Source organism: Mycobacterium parascrofulaceum ATCC BAA-614, from assembly GCF_000164135.1.
Classification (GTDB): Bacteria; Actinomycetota; Actinomycetes; order Mycobacteriales; family Mycobacteriaceae; genus Mycobacterium; species Mycobacterium parascrofulaceum.
This window is the reverse complement of sequence record NZ_GG770555.1, coordinates 769,088-789,185: the sequence shown is the minus strand read 5'-3', so window position 1 is coordinate 789,185 and position 20,098 is coordinate 769,088. Positions and strand designations below refer to the sequence as shown.

At 69.6% G+C, this 20,098-nt stretch carries 20 protein-coding genes and 1 pseudogene; 17 read left to right on the top strand and 4 right to left on the bottom strand.

The genetic code is table 11. The features are described 5' to 3' along the window. Positions 1-960, top strand: coding sequence for an SDR family NAD(P)-dependent oxidoreductase (locus tag HMPREF0591_RS19180; protein ID WP_007170309.1), 960 nt, complete (start codon positions 1-3; stop codon positions 958-960). Here HMPREF0591_RS19180 and HMPREF0591_RS19175 read toward each other — a convergent pair. Next, the gene (locus HMPREF0591_RS19175) at positions 947-1,618 is read right to left on the bottom strand and encodes a hypothetical protein (protein ID WP_007170308.1); all 672 of its coding nucleotides are present in this window, start codon (positions 1,616-1,618) and stop codon (positions 947-949) included. The two genes, HMPREF0591_RS19180 and HMPREF0591_RS19175, sit on opposite strands and share 14 nt — an antisense overlap. A gap of 79 nt (positions 1,619-1,697) precedes the next feature. On the opposite strand from HMPREF0591_RS19175, the gene HMPREF0591_RS19170 reads away from it, so the two are divergent. Genes HMPREF0591_RS19170 through HMPREF0591_RS19160 form a run of 3 tightly spaced genes read left to right on the top strand, consistent with a single transcriptional unit; the run spans position 1,698 to position 5,725 of the window. After that, positions 1,698-3,203, top strand: a complete 1,506-nt coding sequence (locus tag HMPREF0591_RS19170) for a carboxylesterase/lipase family protein (RefSeq protein ID WP_040623127.1) — start codon at positions 1,698-1,700, stop codon at positions 3,201-3,203. Positions 3,204-3,221: 18 nt separating this feature from the next. Next, positions 3,222-5,234, top strand: a complete 2,013-nt coding sequence (locus tag HMPREF0591_RS19165; RefSeq protein WP_007170306.1) for a DUF7064 domain-containing protein — start codon at positions 3,222-3,224, stop codon at positions 5,232-5,234. Between the two features lie 23 nt (positions 5,235-5,257). Continuing rightward, a complete protein-coding gene (locus HMPREF0591_RS19160; RefSeq protein ID WP_040623125.1) occupies positions 5,258-5,725 on the top strand; it encodes a gluconokinase in 468 nt (155 codons plus the stop codon). A 4-nt stretch (positions 5,726-5,729) separates the two neighbouring features. On the opposite strand, the gene HMPREF0591_RS19155 is transcribed toward HMPREF0591_RS19160, so the two are convergent. Beyond that, positions 5,730-6,791 carry a DoxX family protein gene (locus tag HMPREF0591_RS19155; protein WP_007170304.1) on the bottom strand — a complete coding sequence of 354 codons (1,062 nt, stop codon included), beginning with the start codon at positions 6,789-6,791 and terminating at the stop codon, positions 5,730-5,732. 86 nt (positions 6,792-6,877) lie between these two features. On the opposite strand from HMPREF0591_RS19155, the gene pncA reads away from it, so the two are divergent. Then, positions 6,878-7,438 (top strand): pyrazinamidase PncA, encoded by a 561-nt coding sequence (gene pncA / locus HMPREF0591_RS19150; RefSeq protein WP_007170303.1) that lies wholly within the window; start codon positions 6,878-6,880, stop codon positions 7,436-7,438. Continuing rightward, on the top strand, positions 7,438-8,238 hold the full coding sequence (locus tag HMPREF0591_RS19145; RefSeq protein ID WP_040623121.1) for a ketosteroid isomerase family protein: 801 nt from the start codon (positions 7,438-7,440) through the stop codon (positions 8,236-8,238). The genes pncA and HMPREF0591_RS19145 overlap by 1 nt, the downstream gene beginning before the upstream one ends. Positions 8,239-8,250: 12 nt before the next feature. On the opposite strand, the gene HMPREF0591_RS19140 is transcribed toward HMPREF0591_RS19145, so the two are convergent. Beyond that, a complete protein-coding gene (locus tag HMPREF0591_RS19140; RefSeq protein ID WP_007170301.1) occupies positions 8,251-8,601 on the bottom strand; it encodes a DoxX family protein in 351 nt (116 codons plus the stop codon). 165 nt (positions 8,602-8,766) lie between these two features. Here HMPREF0591_RS19140 and HMPREF0591_RS19135 point away from each other — a divergent pair, with 165 nt between their 5' ends. From HMPREF0591_RS19135 to HMPREF0591_RS19110, 6 genes are read left to right on the top strand one after another with little or no spacing between them, the layout of a single operon-like run. Then, positions 8,767-9,735 (top strand): sigma-70 family RNA polymerase sigma factor, encoded by a 969-nt coding sequence (locus HMPREF0591_RS19135; protein WP_007170299.1) that lies wholly within the window; start codon positions 8,767-8,769, stop codon positions 9,733-9,735. Then, positions 9,725-11,047 carry an ABC transporter substrate-binding protein gene (locus tag HMPREF0591_RS19130; RefSeq protein WP_007170298.1) on the top strand — a complete coding sequence of 441 codons (1,323 nt, stop codon included), beginning with the start codon at positions 9,725-9,727 and terminating at the stop codon, positions 11,045-11,047. The genes HMPREF0591_RS19135 and HMPREF0591_RS19130 overlap by 11 nt, the downstream gene beginning before the upstream one ends. After that, positions 11,044-11,985, top strand: coding sequence for a carbohydrate ABC transporter permease (locus HMPREF0591_RS19125; RefSeq protein ID WP_007170297.1), 942 nt, complete (start codon positions 11,044-11,046; stop codon positions 11,983-11,985). Before HMPREF0591_RS19130 ends, HMPREF0591_RS19125 begins: the two co-directional genes overlap by 4 nt. Further along, the gene (locus HMPREF0591_RS19120) at positions 11,972-12,814 is read left to right on the top strand and encodes a carbohydrate ABC transporter permease (protein ID WP_007170296.1); all 843 of its coding nucleotides are present in this window, start codon (positions 11,972-11,974) and stop codon (positions 12,812-12,814) included. The genes HMPREF0591_RS19125 and HMPREF0591_RS19120 overlap by 14 nt, the downstream gene beginning before the upstream one ends. A gap of 3 nt (positions 12,815-12,817) precedes the next feature. Next, the gene (locus HMPREF0591_RS19115; RefSeq protein ID WP_007170295.1) at positions 12,818-13,888 is read left to right on the top strand and encodes an ABC transporter ATP-binding protein; all 1,071 of its coding nucleotides are present in this window, start codon (positions 12,818-12,820) and stop codon (positions 13,886-13,888) included. 18 nt (positions 13,889-13,906) lie between these two features. Beyond that, positions 13,907-14,881, top strand: coding sequence for a patatin-like phospholipase family protein (locus HMPREF0591_RS19110; RefSeq protein WP_085981689.1), 975 nt, complete (start codon positions 13,907-13,909; stop codon positions 14,879-14,881). Between the two features lie 22 nt (positions 14,882-14,903). On the opposite strand, the gene HMPREF0591_RS19105 is transcribed toward HMPREF0591_RS19110, so the two are convergent. After that, a complete protein-coding gene (locus HMPREF0591_RS19105) occupies positions 14,904-15,191 on the bottom strand; it encodes a DUF3349 domain-containing protein (protein WP_007170293.1) in 288 nt (95 codons plus the stop codon). Between the two features lie 218 nt (positions 15,192-15,409). Between HMPREF0591_RS19105 and HMPREF0591_RS19100 the strand changes: the two genes are divergently transcribed. From HMPREF0591_RS19100 to HMPREF0591_RS19085, 5 genes and pseudogenes are all read left to right on the top strand, one after another. Further along, a complete protein-coding gene (locus HMPREF0591_RS19100) occupies positions 15,410-16,243 on the top strand; it encodes a DUF3097 family protein (RefSeq protein WP_007170292.1) in 834 nt (277 codons plus the stop codon). 104 nt (positions 16,244-16,347) lie between these two features. Next, positions 16,348-17,481, top strand: coding sequence for an iron uptake system protein EfeO (gene efeO, locus HMPREF0591_RS19095; RefSeq protein WP_244268993.1), 1,134 nt, complete (start codon positions 16,348-16,350; stop codon positions 17,479-17,481). After that, positions 17,478-18,767 carry an iron uptake transporter deferrochelatase/peroxidase subunit gene (gene efeB / locus HMPREF0591_RS19090; protein ID WP_007170290.1) on the top strand — a complete coding sequence of 430 codons (1,290 nt, stop codon included), beginning with the start codon at positions 17,478-17,480 and terminating at the stop codon, positions 18,765-18,767. Before efeO ends, efeB begins: the two co-directional genes overlap by 4 nt. A 37-nt stretch (positions 18,768-18,804) precedes the next feature. Next, positions 18,805-18,975 (top strand): annotated as a pseudogene (locus HMPREF0591_RS31100) (formate/nitrite transporter family protein); the annotation flags it as partial. A 138-nt stretch (positions 18,976-19,113) separates the two neighbouring features. Continuing rightward, complete coding sequence (locus HMPREF0591_RS19085; RefSeq protein ID WP_007170289.1) at positions 19,114-20,004, top strand: universal stress protein; 891 nt, start codon at positions 19,114-19,116, stop codon at positions 20,002-20,004. Positions 20,005-20,098: the final 94 nt, after the last annotated feature.

Genomic DNA, 20,098 nt, shown 5'->3' with positions numbered 1-20,098 from the left:
ATGACCACTGAGTTGCGGTTCGACGATCAGGTGGCCGTGATCACCGGCGCGGGCGGCGGCCTCGGCAGGCAGTACGCGCTGCTGCTGGCCGCCCGCGGCGCACGCGTCGTGGTCAACGACACCGGTGGATCGGTGACCGGAACCGGCTCCGACGCCCAAGCCGCGAACGCCGTCTCCGAGGAGATCCGGGGGCAAGGCGGCGAGGCCGTCGCCGACATGCACAGCGTGGCGAGTCCCCAGGGGGGAGAGGCGATCATCGACACCGCCCTGCGCACCTGGGGACGCGTCGACATCCTGATCAACAACGCGGGCATCGTCGGCGACGCGCCGTTCGAAGACATGACCCCCGAGCGGTTCGAACCGCTGCTCGACGTGCACCTGAGGGGCGCGTTCCACGTGATGCGGCCCGCGTGGCGGATCATGCGCGAGCAGCGCTACGGGCGAGTGCTGAACACCTGCTCGGCGGCGGGAATCCTTGGCGCGGAACGCATGAGCAACTATGGCGCCGCCAAAACCGGGTTGCTCGGCCTCACCCGGGTGCTGGCCGCCGAAGGGGCCGAGCGCGGCGTCAAGGTCAACGCCATCGCGCCCATCGCCCACACCCGGATGCTCGCCCAGTCGCTCGCCGCCGCGGGCCGGCGGGATGACCCGGCCGAGCAAGCGGTACTCGACGGGCTCGTCGGCCAATACCTGCAAAAACTGGACCCGGCGCGGGTGGCGCCGGTGGCGGCATTCCTCACGCACCGGGATTGCCCGGTTTCCGGAGAGGTCTACACGGTCGGGGCGGGGCATGTCGCACGGTTTTTCGTCGGCAGGACAAGGGGCTTCTACGATCCGCTGCTGTCGATCGAAAAAGTGCGCGACCACCTCGACGAGATTCGCGACGAAGCCGGCTACACCGTTCCCGGCGGGCCGGCCGACGAGATGGGCGAACTGTTCGCGACCATCATGAACAGCTGAACGCCACGCCGACGCCGTCCGGTGCCGGCCCCGGCCGCAGGCAGCCGAACGGCTCGATGCCCGCCGGGGTCAACCGCGCCGCCGATTGGTGGGCGTAGTTCACGCAATACAGTCCGGTTCGGTCGGCGCGGCAACGATAGTCGCCGAATGCCAGCGAATCACCGCTGGCCAGTTCGGGACCGTTGCCGTTGATGAACGGACCGGGGTCGGCCCGCGACGAACCCACCTGCAGGTTCACCCCGTCGAACGTCACCCAGCCGCCCTGCCAGTCGCCGTAGGACGTCGGCGGCGCGGGCGGTGGACTGGTCAGGTTCACCAGGCAGAGCAGGGCGCCCGCCGCATGCTGGGAATCGGTCAGGCAGGAGACTTTGCCGGCCGCCGCCGTGAAGGCGACGTCATCTCCCAGTGGTGTGGTCGCGCCGTCGCGGACGGCGTCGTGAAAGTGGCCCGGATCCGCGGGCCGCCCCGCCTCGATCCACGCGACGACGTCGGAGATCGGGGCCCCGGCTGCCGGCGGGGCCGAGGGGGCCGCGGGCTTGCCGCCCGACGGAGTCGCGGACGCGCCCGCGGACGTCTGGGTTTGCTGGGCCTGGCCGCCCACGGTGTGCGAGCACCCGGCGACCAGTAACGACGCTGCGAGCAGCGCGGCGATCCGCATCCAGCCAGGCTAACCGCCGTGCGGCGAAAATAAGGCGCTGCGCGCGCGTTACGCCGGTGATGTCGGCTACCGTCGGGTTATGCATCAGCGCACTGTCCGCGCACGCACGACCATCGGCACTGTGGAAGGTTTCACCCGCGACGGCGTCCACCGCTGGCGATCCATCCCCTACGCCCGGCCGCCCGTCGGATCCCTGCGGTTGCGGGCGCCGCAGCCCGCACAGCCGTGGTCGGGCGTGCGGCATTGCCACGGATTCGCCAACTGTGCGCCCCAGCAGCGCCGCTACACCATGCTCGGAGTCGGTCGCTACCAGCCGATGGGGGAGGACTGCCTGACCCTCAACGTCGTCACCCCCGAGGCGCCGGCCGAAGCGCCGTTGCCCGTCATGGTCTTCATCCACGGCGGTGGCTACATCCTGGGCAGCTCGGCGACGCCGCTCTACGACGGCGCCGCGCTGGCGCGCCGCGGTTGCGTGTACGTGTCGGTCAACTACCGGCTCGGCGCATTGGGATGCCTGGACCTGTCGTCCCTTTCGACGCCGGACGTCACCATCGACAGCAACTTGTTCCTGCGCGACCTGGTGATGGCGCTGCGCTGGGTGAAAGACAACATCTCGGCGTTCGGCGGCGACCCGGACAACGTCACCATCTTCGGGGAGAGCGCCGGCGCGCACATCACCGCCACGCTGCTGGCGGTGCCCTCCGCCGAAGGGCTGTTCGCCCGGGCCATTTCGGAGAGCCCGGCCTCCGGCATGGTGCGCTCCCCGGAGACCGCCGCGGAATTCGCGACACGCTTCGCCGAACTGCTGGGCGCGCGCCGGGGGAACGCCGCCGAGGTGCTGATGCGGGCGTCGGCGGCGCAACTGGTGGACGCGCAACACCGGTTGATAGATCAGGGCATGGAAGACAGGCTGGGCGCCTTCCCGATCGGCCCGGTCGCCGGTGACGACGTCGTGCCCGTCGACCCCGTCGAGGCGATGCGCGGGGGCAGCGCACACCGGGTGCCGCTGATCGTGGGCACCAACGCCGAAGAGGGCCGCCTGTTCACCCGGTTCCTCAAAATGCTGCCGACCAATCAGACGATGATCGAGGAGCTGCTGGCGGACACGGAACCGGCTGCGCGTGAACGCATCACCGCCGCCTACCCGGATTACCCGGCGCCCTCTGCTTGCATCCAACTCGGCGGCGACTTCGCCTTCGGCTCGGCGGCCTGGCAGATCGCCGAGGCCCACAGCGCGCATGCGCCCACCTACCTCTACCGGTACGACTACGCCCCGCGCACGCTGCGCTGGTCGGGCCTGGGCGCGACGCATGCCACCGAGTTGCTGGCCGTCTTCGACGTCTACCGCACCCGATTCGGTGCCCTGCTGACCGCCGCGGCGGACCGGCGCGCCGCGCTGCGGGTCAGCAACCAGGTGCAACGGCGCTGGCGGTCCTTCAGCCGCAGCGGCGCCCCGGGCGACGACTGGCCGGCCTACACCACCGCCGACCGTGCCGTCATGGTCTTCGACCGCAAGAGCCGCGTCGAGTTCGATCCACATCAGCACCGCCGGATTGCCTGGGACGGCTTCTCCCTGGCGCGGTGACCTGGCACGCTGACCCTCATGCATGCCGAGACCGAACAAGTCATCGAACGCCCCGAAGATCTCACCGCCGCGTGGTTGGCCACGGCGATCGGCGGGGGACCCGTCGCCGAGTTCGACGTCGAGCGCATCGGCACCGGCCAGATGAGCGAGTGCTACCGGGTCCGGCTCCGCTACGCCGACGGCGCGGCGGGCCCGGGCAGGCCGGAGTCGGTGGTGCTCAAGGTGGCGGCCACCGACCCGGTGAGCCGGCAAACGGGGCTGGCCCTGGGCCTCTACGAGCGGGAGGTGCGCTTCTACGGGGACATCGCGCCACGCCTGGGCGGCCCGATAGCGCCGTGCTACCACGCCGCCGTCGACACCGCGACGGGCGTGTTCGATCTGCTGCTCGGCGATGCCGGGCCGGCGGTCGTCGGGGACGAAATCGCGGGCGCGACAGCCGATCAAGCGCAGCTGTGTGTCGTGGAGCTGGGGCGGCTGCACGGCCCGCTGCTGGGCGATCCCACACTGGCCGAGGCGCCGTGGCTGAACCGTGAGTCGCCGCTCGACCAGTCGATGATCACCCCGCTGTACGCAGGATTCATCGACCGCTACGGGGACCAGATCGCGCCGGAGCACCGCATGGTGTGCGAACGGCTCGTCGCGTCGTTCGACGGCTACCTGGCGGCCGAGTCTGCGCCCGGGCGCATCCAAGGCCTGATGCACGGCGACTACCGGCTGGACAACCTGTTGTTCGGCACCGCCGGGGCCGACCGCCCGTTGACGGTCGTTGACTGGCAGACGGTTTCGTGGGGCCCGGCGCTGACCGACCTCGCGTATTTCCTGGGCTGTGCGCTGCCGACCCCGGACCGCCGGGAGCACTACGACGCGCTGCTGCGGGCCTATCGCGAGGCGCTGGGTCCGAGCGCCCCGCTCACGCTCGCCGACGTCGCCGAAGGGGTTCGCCGCCAAAGCTTTTTCGGCGTGATGATGGCGATCGTGTCCTCGATGCTGGTGGAGCGCACCGAGCGGGGCGACCGGATGTTCATGACAATGCTGCGGCGGCACTGCGACCACGTGCTCGACACGGACGCGCTGGCGACCCTGCCCGTCGCGCAGACGCCCGAACCCTTGCGGCCCACCGAGGAGGACGAAAACGCGCACGCTCCGACCGCCGAAGCGCTGTGGAGCGAGAGCTGGTACGCCGACTTCGCAGACGTGGCACAGGGATTGGGCGGCTGGTTTCGCCTCGGCCTGATCGCCAACGAACGAAAGGCATGGGTGCACGCGCTGCTGTGCGGCCCCGGCAGGCCGACGGTGGCAGTCGACGCACAAGTGCCGCTGCCGGCCGACCCGTGGGAGGTGCGTGGCGATTCCTTCGAGCTCGGCCATTGCGCCCCCACGCCGCTGCGGGCCTACCGCGTGGACCTGCGTGCGCGCGCCCAGGCCTATCCCGATCCGTCGGCCCTGCTGCGCGGCGAGCCGGGGACCCCCGTCGAGATGACGATGAACCTGGTGTGGGCCACCGACGGCGCCCCGTACAAGTACCGCGTGACGACGCGTTACGAGATCCCGTGCACGGTCTCGGGCACCGTCACCGTCGGCGACGCAACCTACCGGCTCGAGTCGGTCCCCGGCCAGCGCGACCACTCCTGGGGGGTGCGCGACTGGTGGAGCATGGACTGGATATGGAGTGCGCTGCATCTCGACGACGGCACCCACCTGCACGGCGTGAACATCCGGATTCCCGGCGCACCGGCCTTCAGCATCGGCTACAGCCAGGACGCCGCTGCAGCGGTCACCGAGCTGCAAACCGTGGAATCGCGAGAAACCTTCGGCGCCAACGGGTTACCGCAAACCGCCAGCCTGAGGCTGAACCCCGGCGACGTCACCGCGGACGTCGACGTCCGCGGCCACGCGCCGGTGCGGCTGACCGCCGCCGACGGGCGGGTGAGCCAGTTCCCTCGGGCCTGGGCCACCGTCACGACGGCCGACGGCCGCGGCGGGGTCGGCTGGCTGGAGTGGAACCGCAACCTCGGCGAGCGGTCCGGGTGAGGCCACCGGCGCCCGTCGTCGTGATGGGCGTCTCCGGATCGGGCAAGTCGACCGTGGGGATGAAACTGGCGCACCGCCTGGGGGTTCCGTTCGTCGACGCCGACGCCCTGCACCCGCCGGCCAACATCGCCAAGATGGCTTCGGGCGAACCGCTCGACGACGACGATCGCCGCCCCTGGCTGGACCAGGTCGGCGAGTGGTTGGGCGGCCATCGCGGCGGCGGCGTGGTGAGTTGTTCGGCGCTCAAACGCGCGTACCGCGACCAGTTGCGCGCCCACTGCCCGCAGGTCCGGTTTCTGCACCTGGCCGGCTCGCCGGCGCTCATCGGCGTGCGACTGGCCGCCCGGACCGGCCACTTCATGCCGGCCGCGCTGCTGCGCTCGCAGTTCGATGCGCTGGAACCGCTCGGCGCCGACGAGTCCGGTGTCACCCTCAGCGTCGACCGGGACGCCGACGCGATCGTCGAAGACTATCTACGGGCCGGCGCGTGAACCGTCAGGACAGCTTGCGGCGCCCGGTCTTGACCTGCTCACCCAGGCGTTCGCGCGCGGTGTCCGCCAGGTAGCCGCCGCGAGCGCGGGCCGTGTCGGCAAGGTAGGTGCTCCGCGCCCGGGCCGTGTCGGCGAGGTCCTCGCCGCGATCCAGGGCGGTGCTCGCCAGTTCTTCGCCGCGTTTGCGGGCCTTGTCGGCCAGCTTCTCGCTGCGCTTGCGCGCCTTGTCGGCCAGCTTCTCGCTCCGCTCGCGCGCCTTCTCCGCCAGCGGCGCGGCCCAGTCGGCGGCGTCGTCCGCGAGTTCCTCACCGCGCTTGCGGGCCTTTTTGGCCAGCGGTGCGGCTCGTTCGGCCGCCTCTTCGGCGATTTCTTCGCCGCGCTTGCGGGCCTTCTTGGCCAGCGGCTTGCCCCGATCGGCCGCCGTGCTGGCGAATTCCCGGCCACGTTCGAGCGCGGCCTCGGCGTACGGTGCGCCCCGCTCGGCGGCCGTGCTGGCCAGTTCGCGGCCGCGTTCGGCGCCGATCTGCAGGCCGTGTACGAGCTTTTCGCCCAGCTCGGAAAAGTCCGTCTCGAAGCCGTCGTCGGAGCCGGGCAGCGCCGACGACACCCGCTCGGAGAGCCGCTCGGCCGCGCGGCGGCCCCGCCACCCGAGCGACGGCTTGCCCGCGGTGTCGGCCGACGCGATCAACAACCCGCCCACCAGGCTGAGGTCGGTGAGGAATTGCTGGCGTTTCTGCGCTTTCGCCTGCGGGTCGCTTTCGTTCCAGAACGAGTGCGCCCCGAGGTTGGCCGGCAACACCGTGAACGCGAGGGCGGCCGACGCGACGCGCGGCAGCTTGCCGGTGGCCAGCAGCAGGCCGCCGCCGATCTGCACGGCGGCGGTGATTTGCGCGAACGTCTCGGGGTCGCTCGGGATGCTGCCGCTCACCGAATTGGGCAGCGCCTGCAAACCGTCCACCGCGGGGGCGGCCGCGGCCGCCGCCGATTTCGGGTTGAGCAGGGAATTGACTCCTTGGCCGATGAAAGCCACTGAAAGCAACGGGCGCGCGATTCTCCGGATGACCATGGCCGGGGGATTACCCGACTCGTTGGCGAACAAACCGCCCCGGCCATAAGCCCAGCTGACCGACCGACGCGGATAGGGTGAAACCCGTGAGGGCGTTGATCATCGTCGACGTGCAAAACGATTTCTGCGAGGGCGGCTCGCTGCCGGTGCCCGGCGGCGCCGCCGTGGCGCCCGCCATCAACGACTATCTGGACGGCGAGCCGGGTTACCAGCACGTCGTAGCAACTCAGGACTTTCACATCCAACCGGGCGGTCACTTCTCCGACCGTCCGGATTATGCGTCCTCATGGCCCCCGCACTGCGTCGCCGGCAGCCCCGGCGCGGATTTCCGGCCCGACCTGGACACCAGCCGCATCGAGGCGGTCTTCCGCAAGGGCGAGTACGCCGCGGGGTACAGCGGTTTCGAGGGCGTCGACCGGGACCGGACCCCCCTCCTGGAATGGTTGCGGCGGCGCGGGGTCGACGAGGTCGACGTGGTCGGCATCGCCACCGAGCACTGCGTCCGGCGGACCGCCGAGGACGCCGCGCGGGCGGGACTGGCCACCCGCGTGCTGGTCGGCCTCACCGCGGCCCTCGGGCCGGATTCGGCCGCCGATGCGCTGGCCGGGATGCGGTCGGCGGGTGTCGAGCTGGTCGGGGAACCGTGATGGGGGCGGCGCCGGATCGCGAACGGCTCCTCGCCGCCGTCGAGCGCTCGCCGCACGCGGCCGCCGCACACGACCGCGCCGGATGGGTGGGCCTGTTCACGGGAGACGGCCGCGTCGAGGACCCGGTCGGGTCGCGGCCGCACGTCGGGCACGAACAGATCGGCCGCTTTTACGACACCTTCATCGGCCCGCGTGACATCAAGTTCCACCGCGACCTCGACATCGTCCTCGGTGCGGCGGTGCTGCGCGACCTCGAGCTCGAGGTGGCGATGGGTTCGGCGGTCACCATGTTCATTCCGGCGTTCCTGCGTTACGACCTGCGAGAGGTCAACGGCGAGTGGCGCATTGGCCGCCTGCGTGCCTATTGGGAACTGCCCGCGATGATGCGGCAGTTCCTGCGAACCGGATCACGCGCGCTCGCACCCGGCCTGCAACTGTCGCGGGGTCTGTTGAGCAACCAGCGGCTGCCCGGCGCGGCGGGCTTCCTGGCCGGGTTCCGGCGGCTGGGTGCGCGGCATCAGCAGTTCGCGCGGGCGTTCTTGGGCGCCGCCGGGCGACGAGATCGCGACGCCGCCGCGCGTGCGCTATCGCCAACCGCCACAATCACTCTCGGTGACGACGACGCACTCGACCTCGCCGAACTCGTCGAGCAACTCCAGGGCGCCAGTTCGACCAAAGTGATCAGCGCGGGCCCCACGGTGGCCATCGCGGTCAACTCCGACCACGGGCGCGCCATCCTGTTCGCCGACGTGGCCCGCAAGGGCGACGCCATCGACCGGATCCGGTACTTCCCCGGCTGACCGCGGTCCCGGTCAACGCAGCACCAGCAGCGCCAGTGACGCCGCCGACATGCACAGGTACGCCCCGGGAAACGCGATGTTGTACAGGACGTGCGCCCGCAGGTGCGTGACGACGGCGCCGACGAAGAACAACACCAGGCCGGCGGCGGCCGCGATACCCAAGACGGGCGGGCCCGTCAGGCCCACGATCAGCCCGGCCGCGCCGGCCAGCTTGACCGCCCCCAGCGCCGGCAACCAGGAACGGGGCACCCCCACCTCGGCCGAGTTCGCCAGGACGAACCGCGCCGGAATCAGGTCGGCGACGGCGATCCCGGCGGTGATGGCGGCGGTGATCAGCGTGATCACCAGGTATGCGGCGTTCATCGGCCGCAAACCCTTGCCGGGCAGCCGTTTTTGCGGCGAGCCGAATGGTCGGCGCGCGCGTCGCGGCGCACAATCGATAAGGTCATGGTGCTGGTCTCCTTTGCGACAGAGAGCTCGACGGATGCGGTCATCTTCTTGACGGCTCCAGTGCGGAAAAGGTGACCCATGAGCGCCCCCAACGATCTGGCCGATCTCGCACAGCGTTTCCATGCGGATCGGCGACACCTGAGATCCGTCGCGTTCCAGCTGCTGGGCTCGGCGGCCGACGCCGAGGACGCGGTGCAGTCGGCGTGGCTGAAGGCCAGCCGCGCGAATTTCGGGGCGGTGGATAACCTCACCGGCTGGTTCACCACCATCACCGCCCGCGAAGCCTTCGACCAGCTCCGCGCCCGCAAGAGGCGCGCCGAGGAACCGCTGGCCGCGACCGACGAGCTGGACCGGCTGGTCGCGACGGCGTCCGCCCCGGCGGACGAGGAAGCCCTGCTGACAGAGTCGGTCAGCAACGCGCTGCTGGTCGTGCTCGACCGCCTCTCACCGGCGCAGCGCGTCGCGTTCGTGCTGCACGACGTATTCGCGGTGCCGTTCGAGGAGATCGCCGGCCTGTTGGACCGGTCGCCCGCCGCCGCGAAGAAGCTGGCGAGCCGCGCGCGCGGGCGTCTGCAGGCCCACCCGGACGGCGCACCCCAGCGGGCGGCCAAACACCTCGAGATCGTGGAAGCGTTTCTCGCGGCGTCCCGTGGCGGTGACATCGCCGGTCTGCTCGAGCTGCTGGCCCCGGACGTGGTGCGCACGGTCGATCGGGCGCTGGTGCCCGACGACGTGCCGACCGAGGTGCGCGGCGCCCGGCGCGTCGCGGAGGAGACCCGCCGGTTCACTCAGCGGGCGCGGGCCGGTGCGGTCATGCTCATCGACGGTGCGCCGGGCATCGTGATCGCGCCCAGAGGGCACGCCCGGGTCCTGTTGCGGATCACCGTCGGCGCCGACGACCGCATCCACGCGATCGACATCACCGGAGACCCCGGCCGCATCCACCGGGCCGCCCTGGCCCTCCCGGGCATCGGGTACCAAGGAACTCAGACATGGCCGGCCGGACGGCCGGCGCCGGGGCGGGAACGGAAGCGCCATGCTGGATAAGCCGTTCGGGCGGCGCGGCCTGCTGCGCGGTGCCGGCGCGCTCGCCGCGGCGTCGCTGGCGCCGTGGACCGCCGGATGCGCCCCCGACGAGGACGCGCTGACGTTCTTCTTCGCGGCCAACCCCGACGAACGCGATGCCAGAATCCGCATCGTCGACGAGTTCACGCGCCGCCACCCCGACATCAAGGTTCGCCCCGTGCTCGCGGCTCCCGGCGTCATGCAGCAGTTGTCGACGTTCTGCGCCGGCGGCAGGTGCCCGGACGTGTTGATGGCGTGGGACCTGACGTACGCCGAGCTGGCCGCCCGGGGCGTCCTGCTCGACCTCAACACGATGCTGTCCGGCGACCCCGCCTTCGCCGCCGGGCTCAAGTCCGACGGCATCGGGGCGTTGTACGACAGCTTCACCTTCAACGGAGGCCAATACGCCCTCCCGGAGCAATGGTCGGGGAATTTCCTGTTCTACAACAAGCGGCTGTTCGCCGAGGCCGGGCTGCCTGCCCCGCCCCGAACCTGGGAGCAGCCGTGGACCTTCACCGAGTTCTCGAGCGCCGCGGCCGCGCTCACCAAGCGCCATCGCTCCGGGCGGGCCACACAGTGGGGCTTCGTGAACATGTGGTTCTCCTACTACTCCGCCGGGTTGTTCGCCATGAACAACGGGGTGCCGTGGTCCACCCCGCTGAAGAACCCGACGCACTTCAACTTCGACAACGACGCCTTCATCGAGGCGGTGCAGTTCTATGCCGACCTGGCCAACAAGCACAAGGTCGCGCCCAACGCGTCCGAGGTGCAATCGATGTCGACGCCCGACCTGTTCGCGGGCGGCAAAGCGGCGATGGCGATGGGCGGACACTGGCGATACCAGACCTTCATCCGGGCCGACGGCCTGGATTTCGATGTCACCGCGCTGCCGGTGGGGCCGCGCCGGCAGGGACAGCCCGCCCATTCCGACATCGGTTCCACCGGACTGGCGATCTCCGCCGGCAGTCAGCGCAAGGAGCAGGCCTGGGAATTCGTGAAATTCGCGACGGGGCCCGTCGGGCAGGCGCTGATCGGTGAATCCAGCCTCTTCGTGCCGGTGCTGCAATCCGCGCTGAACTCGGCCGGATTCGCCGACGCCCACCGCAACCTCGGCAACCTCGCGGTGCTCACGCAAGGGCCGGCGTATTCCGAAGGGCTGCCGGTGACCCCCGCGTGGGAGAAGATCGTCGCCTTGATGGACCGCAGCTTCGGACCGGTGCTGCGCGGATCGCGGCCCGCGACCTCACTGGCCGGTCTGTCGCCCGCCATCGACGAGGTGTTGCGCAGCCCATGACACCGGCCGACACCGCAATCCGCAACCCCGCCAACGGCGTACGCCCGTGGCGGCGGCGGGCGTGGGCCGGGCGCCTGTTCGTGGCGCCGAACCTGGCGGCCGTCGCGGTCTTCATGTTGTTTCCGCTCGGGTTCTCGCTGTACATGAGCTTTCAGCGATGGGACGTGTTCCGGCCGCCGAAGTTCGTGGGGCTGCAGAACTTCCGCGAGCTGTTCACGTCGGACCCGCTCTTTCTCATCGCCATCGGCAACACCGTCATCTTCACCCTCGGCACGGTCGTGCCGACCATCGTCGTCAGCCTCGTCGTCGCCGGGGTGCTGAACCGAAAGGTCAGGGGCATCGGCATTTTCCGCACCATCGTCTTTCTGCCGCTGGCCATCTCGTCGGTGGTGATGGCGGTCGTTTGGCAGTTCGTCTTCAACACGGACAGCGGTTTGCTCAACATGATGCTGGGCTGGATCGGAATCGGTCCGGTCCCGTGGCTGGTGGAACCGCGATGGGCGATGGCCTCGCTGTGCATCGTCAGCGTGTGGCGCAGCGTGCCGTTCGCCACGGTCATCCTGCTCGCGGCGATGCAGGGGGTGCCCGAGACGGTCTACGAGGCGGCCCGCATCGACGGGGCGGGCGAGGTACGACAGTTCGTGTCCATCACGGTGCCGCTGATCCGCGGGTCGATATCGTTCGTGGGCGTCATCTCGATCATCCACGCGTTCCAGGCTTTCGACCTGGTCTACGTCCTCAACGGAGCCAACGGCGGGCCCGAAACCGCCACCTATGTCCTGGGCATCATGCTGTTCCAGCACGCGTTCTCCTTCCTGGAATTCGGGTACGCGTCCGCGCTGGCGTGGGTGATGTTCGCCATCTTGCTGGGGCTGACCGTGATGCAGCTGAGGATCGCCCGGCAACGGTCCTGGGAGACGTCGCGTGGCCTCAGCTGAGCGGTTCTTCACGCGTCACGTCGTGCGCGGCGTGCTGGCCTACACCGCGCTGATCGGCATCGCCTGGTGCTGGTTGTTTCCCATCGCCTGGGCGGTGTCGGGCTCGTTGAAGGGGGAAGGCGAGATCGTCGAGCCAAGGCTGTGGCCCGCACACCCGCGGTGGTCCAACTACACCGAGGTGTTCTCGTTGATGCCCTTCGCGCGGATGTTCTTCAACACCGTGCTGTACGCCGGGTGCGTGACCGCCGGGCAGGTCTTCTTCTGCTCGCTGGCGGGATATGCGTTCGCGCGGCTGCAGTTCCGCGGCCGCGACACGCTGTTCGTGCTGTACCTGGGCACGTTGATGGTGCCGCTGACCGTGACCGTGATCCCGCAGTTCATCTTGATGCGAACCGTCGGATGGGTCGACACCCCGTGGTCGATGATCGTGCCCGGCCTGTTCGGCAGCGCGTTCGGCACCTACCTGATGCGTCAGTTCTTCCGGACGCTGCCGACCGACCTGGAGGAGGCGGCGATACTCGACGGGTGTTCGCCCTGGCAGATCTATTGGCAAGTCCTGTTGCCCCATGCCCGTCCCGCGGTGATGGTGCTGGCCGTGCTCACCTGGGTCAACGTCTGGAACGACTTCCTGTGGCCGCTGTTGATGCTGCAGCACAACAGGCTGGCCACACTGACGCTCGGCCTGGTACGCCTGCGGGGCGAGTACGTCGCCCGCTGGCCGATCATCATGGCGGCGTCGATATTGATCATGCTGCCGTTGGTCGTCGTCTACGCGATCGCGCAGCGCTCCTTCGTCCGGGGGATCGCCGTCACGGGGCTCAACGGGTAAGTCATGGCATCGGTCACTTTCGAGCAAGCGACGCGGCGCTACGCCGGGGCGGATCGTCCTGCCCTGGACGGCCTCGACCTGACCGTCGGGGACGGCGAATTCGTCGTGCTGGTCGGTCCCTCGGGCTGCGGCAAGACCACCTCGCTGCGGATGGTGGCGGGCCTGGAAACGCTGGACTCCGGGCGTATTTGGATCGGCGACCGCGACGTCACCAGGGCCGACCCCAAGGACCGCGACGTCGCGATGGTCTTCCAGAACTATGCGCTGTACCCGCACATGACGGTCGCGCAGAACATGGGCTTCGCCCTGAAGATCGCGAAGACGCCCAAGGCGGAGGTCCGCGACCGCGTCCTGGACGCGGCGAAACTGCTTGACCTGCAACCATACCTGGACCGCAAGCCCAAGGACCTCTCCGGTGGACAGCGCCAACGGGTGGCGATGGGGCGCGCCATCGTGCGGCGCCCGCGGGTCTTCCTGATGGACGAGCCGCTGTCGAATCTGGACGCCAAGCTGCGCGTGCAGACCCGCAATCAGATCGCCGCACTGCAGCGACGGCTCGGCACCACCACCGTCTACGTCACCCACGACCAGGTCGAGGCGATGACCATGGGTGATCGAGTCGCGGTGCTGCGCGACGGCGTGCTGCAACAGTTCGCGGCGCCGCGCGAGCTGTACCGCAACCCGGTGAACGTCTTCGTCGCGGGTTTCATCGGGTCGCCGGCGATGAACCTGTTCACCCTGCCGGTCATCGATTCCGCTGTTTCCTTGGGGGATTGGCCCATCCCGCTTCCGCGGGAGCTCGCCGGCTCCGGGAGGGAGGTCGTGGTGGGAGTCCGCCCCGAGCATTTCGAACTGGGCGGTCTCGGCGTGGAGATGGAGGTCGACGTGGTCGAGGAGCTGGGCGCGGACGCCTACCTCTATGGCCGGATCACCGGCTCCGGCAAGGTGATCGACCAGCCCGTCGTTGCGCGCGCCGACGGGCGCCGACCTCCGGAAAAAGGCAGCCGGGTGCGCTTGCACCCCGAGCCGGGACATCTGCACTTCTTCGGTGTGGACGGCAAGAGAATCTGTTGAGGGGGTAGGGCGATGGTGGTGGCGGCCGTGAGCGCATCCCGCGCCGATCTGGTCTGCGAAGGCGGCGGTGTTCGGGGTATCGGGCTGGTCGGCGCGGTCGACGCGCTGTCGGGGGCGGGCTACCGGTTTCCGCGCGTCGCGGGCAGCAGCGCGGGCTCGGTGGTGGCGGCGCTGGTCGCGGCGCTGCAGGTCGCGGGTGAACCGGTCGGCCGGCTCGCGGAGATCATGCGGGCCATCGACTACCGGAAGTTCCTGGACCGCAGTCTGATCGGGCGGGTGCCGCTGATCGGTGGGGGACTGTCACTGTTGGTGTCGGACGGGGTCTACCGCGGCGCCTACCTGGAACGCCTGCTCGCCGGCCTGCTCGCGGACCTGGGCGTGCGGACGTTCGGCGACTTGCGCACGGGCGAGGAGCCGGACCAGTTCGCCTGGTCGCTCGTGGTGACGGCCAGCGACCTGTCCCGACGCCGGCTGGTGCGCATCCCCTGGGACCTCGGTTCCTACGGCATCGATCCCGACGACTTCCCGGTGGCCCGCGCCGTGCACGCCTCGTCGGCGATTCCGTATGTGTTCGAGCCCGTCCGGGTGGGCAGCGCCACGTGGGTCGACGGGGGCCTGCTCTCCGATTTCCCGGTGGAGCTGTTCGACCGGCCGGGCGGGGCACCGCGGTGGCCGACGTTCGGGATCCGGCTGTCCGCGCGTCCCGGCATCCCGCCCACCCATCCCGTCCATGGGCCGATCTCGTTGGGCATCGCCGCCATCGAGACACTGGTGAGCAATCAGGACAACGCCTACATCGACGATCCGTGCACCGTTCGGCGCACCATCTTCGTGCCCGCCGAAGGCGTCAGCCCGATCGACTTCGACATCACCGCCGAACAGCGCGACGGCCTCTTTCAACGCGGATTGCAGGCGGGCCAGGAGTTTCTGCGCACCTGGAGCTACCCGGACTACCTGGCGGCGTGCGGCAGCTCGGCGAAAGATGCGCCGTGAGAGTCAGATTCCGCGGGGACACTTATCCGCGCGCGCACCGGATCTCATGAAGGCGGACTTCGACGCGCTCCACGTCGGCCGGCAACGGCAAGTGGTTGGTGACGCGGGTGATCTCCACACCGATGTCGACGGAGCTGATCGGCCAGAATTGGCGCCGCATGAGTTTGCTTGCGATGGCGCTGATCTCGTCGTCGCAAAGTCGCCGGCGGGCGAGGGCGGCCAGGGGTGCATATCCGGTGGTCGGCATGCCGGCGGGGTAGCCGGCGCGCACGAAAGCCACGATGCTCGACACCCAAAGTGCCAGGTCCATAGTCCCACCTCGCTCACCGCCGCGATGTACGAATGAGCGGCAGTCCTACGAGTAGCAACGTACCATCGGCAACGCCATCAGCTCAGTAACGCCACACAGTTAAAACACACTTTTTACCCGCCGGTGTCGGTCGGGCGGCGGGAGCGATCTTCGCCACGATGCCCCCGAGCGGGCGCGCCGTAACCGCGTTTGGCCGCAAGGCTTTCTAGTATTGCCGCGTGGTTGATCGCTATGGAACCGATGTCCTTGCCGCGGGCCGGCGCAAGCCCCGCTCGACCGAACACCCGGCCGAACTCGGCCTGGTGGTCGAGGACGCGCAGACCGGCTACGTCGGTGCGGTGGTCAGGGTCGAGTACGGGCGCGTTGACCTCGAAGACCGGCGCGGCCACGTGCGCGGGTTCCCTTTGGGCCCCGGGTATCTGCTCGAGGGCCGGCCGGTGATCCTCACCGTGCCGCGCCGCGCGGCGCCGACGGCCCCCGCGCGGACGGCGTCCGGTTCGGTCGCCGTGCCGGGGGCCCGCGCCCGGATGGCCCGCGCCAGCCGCATCTACGTCGAGGGCCGCCACGACGCCGAACTCGTCGCGCAGGTGTGGGGCGAGGACCTGCGCATCGAGGGTGTCGTCGTCGAGTATCTCGGCGGCGTGAACGATCTGGCGGACATCGTGGCCGAGTTCGCCCCGGTCCCCGGCCGCCGGCTCGGCGTGCTGGTCGATCACCTGGTTGCGGGTTCGAAGGAGGCGCGGATCGCCGACGCGGTGCGGCGGGGGCCGGGCGGCTCCGACACGCTGGTGGTCGGTCACCCCTACGTCGACATCTGGCAGGCGGTGAAACCCGAGCGGGTGGGCCTGACGGCCTGGCCGGACGTACCGCGGCACGTCGAGTGGAAACACGGCGCATGCCGGGCGCTCGGCCTACCGCACGCCAACCAGGCGGACATCGCGCGGGCCTGGCGTCATATCCGCTCGCGCGTGCGCGACTGGAACGACCTGGAGCCGGCACTGATCGGCCGCGTCGAGGAACTCATCGACTTCGTGACCCAGCCGGCGCCGTGACCGATCGGCGTCCGGCCGAGAGGCGACGCTGTCGTGGATTGCGGCTCGCGGCAGGAGCTTTGGTCGTCGTCGCGGCGACCGCCTGCGGGCCGTCGGGCGCAGAGGTGAGCCGCGCGCAAGCCGGACGGCCCGGCGGGGCAAAGGCGGTGAAGGTGACCCTGGCCAACCGCGACGGCAAAGACGCCTGCGCGCTGGATAACACGAACGTGGCCGCCGGCCCGGTGACGTTCACGGTCGCCAACACGAACGCACCGGGGATCAGCGAAGTCGAGTTGCTCAGGGGCGAACGAATCGTCGGCGAGAAGGAGGACCTCGCTCCCGGGCTGGACCCCGTCTCGTTCACCGTGACCCTCGACGGCGGCTCGTATCAGCTGTATTGCCCCGGCGCGAGCAACGAATACCAGACTTTGACGGTAACGGGCCGGGCCGCCGTGGGGCCAACGGGCAGCGTCGCAGACGCACTCCACCAGGGCGCCAGGGACTACGCGGCGTACGTCGTCGGGCAGATCGGTCAGCTCGGGAACGGGGTCAGGGCACTCGACGCTGCCGTGCAGGCGGGCAACGTCGACGCCGCAAAGGTCGCCTACGCCAAAGCGCGGCCGTCCTGGGAGCATTCGGAGTCCGCGGTCGAGGGCTTCGTCCTGGTGGGGTTCGCGGTCGGCGACAATGCGGGAAACCTCGACTATCTGATCGACATGCGCGAGTCCACGCCCGTCGACGCGAAGGTCGGCTGGAAGGGTTTCCACGCGATCGAACGCGACCTGTGGCAGGGCGGAACGATCACGGCCGGCACGAAGGCTCTCAGCTCCGAATTGGTCGGCAACGTCGTCAAGTTGACCGCCATCGTCGCCCTCCTGCACTACCAGCCCGAAGACCTGGCCAACGGTGCCAGCGACCTGATCGAGGAGATCCAGAACACGAAGATCACCGGGGAGGAGGAGGCCTTCAGCCACATCGACCTGGTCGACTTCTCGGGAAACATCGAAGGCGCGCGGCAGGCCTTCGCGTCGCTGCGGCCGGGCCTGGAGAAGATCGACGGCAATCTGGTCAACCAGATCGATCGGCAATTCCGCACGGTGCTGGCCACCCTGAACGAATACCGCGACCCGTCCGCGTTGGGCGGCTTCGCAAGCTACACCCCGGCGCTGAAGGCCGCCGACGCGCCGAAGCTGACTGCGGTCATCCAGCCGCTGCACCAGAGCCTGTCGACCGTCGCCCGAAAAGTGTCTGCGGGTTGACGGTGACCGGCGACACCACCGAACCCGGCGACGCCACAGCGGTTTCGCGCCGGCGAATGCTCGGCGGCGCCGCGTTGGCCGGGCTCACCGGCACCGCGGTCGGCGCCGCGGGCGGCGGCTTCGCGGGCCACGCGCTGGCGGTGGGACGAAAGGGCGAGGATGACGACGACGTCGACCTGCGTCGCAGCTATCCGTTCTACGGCCAGCTCCATCAGGGTGGAATCGCCACGCCGCCACAGCGTTACGCCATGTTCATGTCCTACTCGCTGGCGGGCGGCGCCGGCCGTACCGAGTTGCAGATCCTGCTGGCGCGCTGGTCGGCGGCGGCCGCGATCCTGCAGCGGGGAAAGCCCGTCGGCACCGTCGAACCACAGGTCGACGTCCAGCCTCCCACCGACACGGGGGAGGCCCACGGGCTGAGCCCCGCGAGCCTCACCGTCACCATCGGGTTGGGGCCGTCGCTGTTCGGCGATCGGTTCGGGCTCGCCGGCCGGCGGCCCGCCGCGTTCACCGACCTGCCCCCGCTCAACGGCGACAACCTGGACCCACGCCTGCGCGGCGGCGATTTCTCCGTGCAAGCCTGCGCCGACGACCCACAGGTCTGCTATCACGCGGTGCGAAATCTGGCCCGCCTGGGCCGCGACATCGTCTCGCCGTCCTGGGCGGTGCTGGGATTCGGCCGGGCGTCGGCGGGTCCGGGCCAGCACACCCCGCGAAACTTGCTGGGATTCAAGGACGGAACCCGCAACGTCGCCACGGACGCGGAGTACGACCGATTCGTCTGGGTCGCCGGCGGCGACCAGCCGTGGATGACCGGCGGGACGTATCAGGTGGTGCGCAAGATCCGGATGCTGCTGGAGACATGGGATGTCGACCGCATCGGCAACCAGCAGCGGATCTTCGGCCGCAGCAAAGAAGAGGGGGCGCCGTTGAGCGGCAAACGCGAATTCGACACCCCGGACTTCGCCGCCAGAAGCGCCGACGGCAGTCCGCTGATCGACCCGATGTCACATGTCGGCCTGGCGGCCCGGGAGAACAACGGCGGCATCATGATCCGGCGGCGGTCCTACAACTACACCGACGGCCTCGACGCCAATGGCCAGCTCAACGCCGGCCTGCTGTTCATCTCGTATCAAAAAGATCCGCAAGATTTTATCCGGTTGCAGAATCGCCTGGGCGCCCACGACTTGCTCAACGAATACATTCGCCACATCGGATCGGCGATCTTCGCGGTGCCGCCCGCGCCCGCCGAAGGCCACTACATCGCCCAAAGCCTTTTCGGCTAGGCCAAATCTCCCCGAGAGCCGCCGCCGCGGGACGGCGCTCAACCTGTTTCATCCGACCGCACCGCGCGGCGGGATAACTTGGGGTGTCGGCGAACACGGCTTGGTCACCAACCTCGGGGTCACCACCGTGGGGAACCTGATCGGCGGCACACTGTTCGTGGCGTTGCCGTTCTGGGTCATCGCGCAGTTGCAGCGGTGTCGCGTCTAGCCGGCGGGTGACCGTGGCATTAAGGCGCCCTGAACGGGTGCGGTGAACAGCCCTCCGTCCCGCTGGTTAGGGACTTAAGCCTCACGACCGGAGGCCCCCGGGGTCAATAGCGTCGGGTCGTGATGGAGGGAGAACGAAATGTCAGCACCTGACCAACAGCGCGGCATCGTTGTCGCGGTCGACGGCTCGCCGGCATCGAACGCCGCCGCTATCTGGGCCGCCCGCGAAGCCGGGATGCGGCGAGTGCCGCTGACCGTCGTCCACGCGGTGACCACACCCACCGCCACGTGGCCGCCCGTCCCGTATCCCGAGTCTCTGGCGATCCGGCTGGAGGACGAGGGCAAGAAGGCGATCATGCACGCGATCAAGCTCGCCGAGGAGGCGTTACCGGCCGACCGACGGGTCGCCATCCACCGGGAGCTCGTCTATTCGAGCCCCGCGCTCGCCCTGATCAAAATGTCCGACGACGCGGAAATGGTCGTGGTGGGCACGGCGGGGCGGGGGTTGCTGGCCCGGGGGGTGCTCGGTTCGGTCAGCGCGACCGTGGTGCGCAACGCGCATTGCCCGGTCGCCGTCATCCACGGCGACGAGCTGCCGGACCGGCCGGACGCGCCGGTGCTGGTGGGCATCGACGGGTCGCCGGCCTCCGAGCTCGCCACCGCGGTCGCGTTCGACGAGGCTTCCCGTCGCGGCGTGGACGTCATGGCCTTGCACGCGTGGAGTGACGTGGCCATCACCGAACTCCCGGAGTCGGATTGGACGTCCCTGGAAGAGGAGGCGCAGCGCAGCCTGGCCGAAAACCTGGCGGGCTGGCAGGAGCGCTATCCCGACGTGTCCGTGCAGCGATTGGTCGAACGCGACGAGCCGGCCCGGCAGCTCACCGAGAAGTCCGAATTCGCTCAGCTGGTCGTGGTGGGCAGTCACGGACGCGGTGGTCTGGGCGCCCTGTTGTTGGGATCGGTCAGCAACGCGGTGCTGCACTCGGTCCGGATACCGGTGATCGTCGCCCGGCCGTCAACGTCGTCGTGATCCGCGCGGGGCGCAAGCACGCTGGCCGTCCACGCGCAGAGGGCGGCCAGGTCCCGCCCGGCACGCGCCACGGTCCGGTCGGGGCGCACCACCG

Bases quoted from the DNA above. Each gene is read 5' to 3' on its own strand.
- HMPREF0591_RS19180 (WP_007170309.1), top strand. From the start codon at position 1: ATGACCACTGAGTTGCGGTTCGACGATCAGGTGGCCGTGATCACCGGC.
- HMPREF0591_RS19175 (WP_007170308.1), bottom strand. From the start codon at position 1,618: ATGCGGATCGCCGCGCTGCTCGCAGCGTCGTTACTGGTCGCCGGGTGC.
- HMPREF0591_RS19170 (WP_040623127.1), top strand. From the start codon at position 1,698: ATGCATCAGCGCACTGTCCGCGCACGCACGACCATCGGCACTGTGGAA.
- HMPREF0591_RS19165 (WP_007170306.1), top strand. From the start codon at position 3,222: ATGCATGCCGAGACCGAACAAGTCATCGAACGCCCCGAAGATCTCACC.
- HMPREF0591_RS19160 (WP_040623125.1), top strand. From the start codon at position 5,258: ATGGGCGTCTCCGGATCGGGCAAGTCGACCGTGGGGATGAAACTGGCG.
- HMPREF0591_RS19155 (WP_007170304.1), bottom strand. From the start codon at position 6,791: ATGGTCATCCGGAGAATCGCGCGCCCGTTGCTTTCAGTGGCTTTCATC.
- HMPREF0591_RS19145 (WP_040623121.1), top strand. From the start codon at position 7,438: ATGGGGGCGGCGCCGGATCGCGAACGGCTCCTCGCCGCCGTCGAGCGC.
- HMPREF0591_RS19140 (WP_007170301.1), bottom strand. From the start codon at position 8,601: ATGAACGCCGCATACCTGGTGATCACGCTGATCACCGCCGCCATCACC.
- HMPREF0591_RS19135 (WP_007170299.1), top strand. From the start codon at position 8,767: ATGAGCGCCCCCAACGATCTGGCCGATCTCGCACAGCGTTTCCATGCG.
- HMPREF0591_RS19130 (WP_007170298.1), top strand. From the start codon at position 9,725: ATGCTGGATAAGCCGTTCGGGCGGCGCGGCCTGCTGCGCGGTGCCGGC.
- HMPREF0591_RS19125 (WP_007170297.1), top strand. From the start codon at position 11,044: ATGACACCGGCCGACACCGCAATCCGCAACCCCGCCAACGGCGTACGC.
- HMPREF0591_RS19115 (WP_007170295.1), top strand. From the start codon at position 12,818: ATGGCATCGGTCACTTTCGAGCAAGCGACGCGGCGCTACGCCGGGGCG.
- HMPREF0591_RS19105 (WP_007170293.1), bottom strand. From the start codon at position 15,191: ATGGACCTGGCACTTTGGGTGTCGAGCATCGTGGCTTTCGTGCGCGCC.
- HMPREF0591_RS19085 (WP_007170289.1), top strand. From the start codon at position 19,114: ATGTCAGCACCTGACCAACAGCGCGGCATCGTTGTCGCGGTCGACGGC.